Annotated in this window: 4 protein-coding genes; all 4 read right to left on the bottom strand. The window is 51.1% G+C overall.

Annotated elements, in window-relative coordinates; all coding sequences use genetic code 11:
• The coding region (locus tag PMI05_RS24165) for a baseplate J/gp47 family protein (protein WP_007727553.1) at window positions 1-394 on the bottom strand (394 nt) is incomplete at its 3' end.
• Window positions 382-816, bottom strand: a complete 435-nt coding sequence (locus PMI05_RS24160) for a DUF2634 domain-containing protein (RefSeq protein WP_007727551.1) — start codon at window positions 814-816, stop codon at window positions 382-384. The genes PMI05_RS24160 and PMI05_RS24165, both read right to left, overlap by 13 nt.
• Window positions 816-1,064 (bottom strand): hypothetical protein, encoded by a 249-nt coding sequence (locus PMI05_RS24155; RefSeq protein ID WP_007727547.1) that lies wholly within the window; start codon window positions 1,062-1,064, stop codon window positions 816-818. The genes PMI05_RS24160 and PMI05_RS24155 overlap by 1 nt, the downstream gene beginning before the upstream one ends.
• A gap of 3 nt (window positions 1,065-1,067) precedes the next feature.
• Window positions 1,068-1,900, bottom strand: an 833-nt coding sequence (locus PMI05_RS24150; RefSeq protein WP_007727545.1) for a hypothetical protein, incomplete at its 5' end; no start/stop codon positions are given.

Below are 1,900 nucleotides of genomic sequence, written 5' to 3'. Positions count from 1 at the left end.
CCCCGCCAACATTTCGTGCCCACCGCTCGTAGTCTTGGCGTCTGCCGTCTCCCTCTTCTGTCCGAGCTCGGTCAATAAGGCGTTGTCGGTAGGCGTCGTCTGTCTCCCCCTCATTGCGAGATAAACCGAAGAATACGCCTGTTGCATCCAGGAATTCTCCGTCCGCCCAGGGTAGAAAACGCTGGAGAAAGCCGTACTCAAATAGCTGCTGCTGGTCGCTGATTTCCTCTGCAATCGGATAGCCGAGGTCATAAAAAATTTCTCCCTCTTCCGTCGCTGGTGGCGTCTCTCCACGCTGTTGTGCTATCAATGCCATCCGATTCGCCATCCGCTGATAAATCTGATCCGGGGTTTCCCTGAGAATCGGCATTTCTGGTTTGTCTAACGTTGCCATGTATTCACCTCCGTCCTAGTTGTCCCTCTCGTGCCCTCCATTTCGAGCGAAAAAATGACCCGGTTGTCCTCAAACCGAATATCTACCACTTCCGAACGCTCAACCTCACTGTGAGCCTCTAGCGCCTCTTGTGCTTGCATCTTAATCGCTGGCAATGAAATGCCCGAGCGCATCCTTCCTGTCTCATATAGAAAGTCTACTCCGTACCTTTCCGAGTAAATCTCGTACCGGAAACGACGCGTATTCAGGATTTTCTTTGCTGTCTCTTCCAGATACTCCGCATAGGTAGTCGTCCGCAAATACCGACCATCTGGACCTTGCTGCAATTGTTTTGTGGTCCAGTCGAATTTGTATGTCCATGGAATCGGGTTATCTGGAGATTGAACCAGTTGTGTTTCGTTTCCGTTCAGCTCTGGAAACATTACTCCACCACCCCAAGCAGAAGATATTGTTCGTTGTTGCATCGCAACAGGGCTACTTTTTTGCCCACATCTTCTGGCTTTAATTGGGCAGAACGTAATGCCGACAGCTCATACGGTTCCAAGGGTGTCGGGTCCTCGTCGAGCTTTACAGACAAGGGTGAGAGTGACAAAAGCTTGCCGAATTCCCCTTGGGTATTCTCGATGCCGTCCTGTGCGTGCCCTCGCAGTTTTGCGATAACTGAATGCATCTCTTACGTCCTCCTTTCCAATTGGAGATCCATTGTGTATTGACCGCCTTGCCAGCGCGCTTGGCAGCTGGTGACGAGCCAATCCGTGATGGTTTTATTGTCTTTTTCCATGATCTTGATGAGCCAGCCCGCACGTAACCTAGCGGCATTTTCATCCTCGTGCCTGACCGAAATGGAGCGTGTCTTGGAGATTTTGGACAACTCTGCGAGTTGCTTAGCTGCCAATCCAGCTACGTTTTTGTCCTCGCCTGCGTCGATGACTTTTTGCATGCGTCCTATTTGTTTGACCAGGCTATCATTTGATTTCGTTGCACTGCTCACGACCCGATCATCCCGGTAACGCTCCACTGTCACAACGGTGTATACATCCTCGATACTCTCTCCCGTCGAGCTGCTTGTGAGCAAGCTCGCCTTGAACATCGGAATGATGCTGTTTTTCCCCTCGGGGAGTACCGTCAGTTTGTCTCGCTGGTATTGCACGAAATAGCGAATGCCTGTTTTTTCATACGCTTGCTCGGTTAGGGATGTAAAGAGTGATGTATACGATTGAGCCGGTATTCTTTCCTTGATCGTAAAACCGAACGCCGGGCAGCTAAACTGGATTCCAGCTCCCTTCACGATTCGTGCAAGCTCTGTCCCTGCATCTCCATCCAGCTTGAGCCTGGAGATTTCGTTTTTTTGCAAATACCAGCCCAGCTCGTATGCCGTTGTGGATAAGTCGCCACTCCGGTCATCCCGGTCAAAACGAACGAGCGGGCCATGGAAAAGCTGCTGGGATTCTTTTAGCTCTGCACCCGCAAAGAGCATCAAAAAACCCGCCGATTGTAGCGGCGGGG

Origin of the sequence: Brevibacillus sp. BC25 (assembly GCF_000282075.1) — a bacterium.
Lineage (GTDB): Bacteria > Bacillota > Bacilli > Brevibacillales > Brevibacillaceae > Brevibacillus.
The sequence above is the reverse complement of the archived record's forward strand: the minus strand, read 5'-3'. Positions and strand labels throughout refer to the sequence as shown.

Coding starts and splice junctions, on each gene's coding strand:
- PMI05_RS24160 (WP_007727551.1), bottom strand. CDS start 816: ATGTTTCCAGAGCTGAACGGAAACGAAACACAACTGGTTCAATCTCCA.
- PMI05_RS24155 (WP_007727547.1), bottom strand. CDS start 1,064: ATGCATTCAGTTATCGCAAAACTGCGAGGGCACGCACAGGACGGCATC.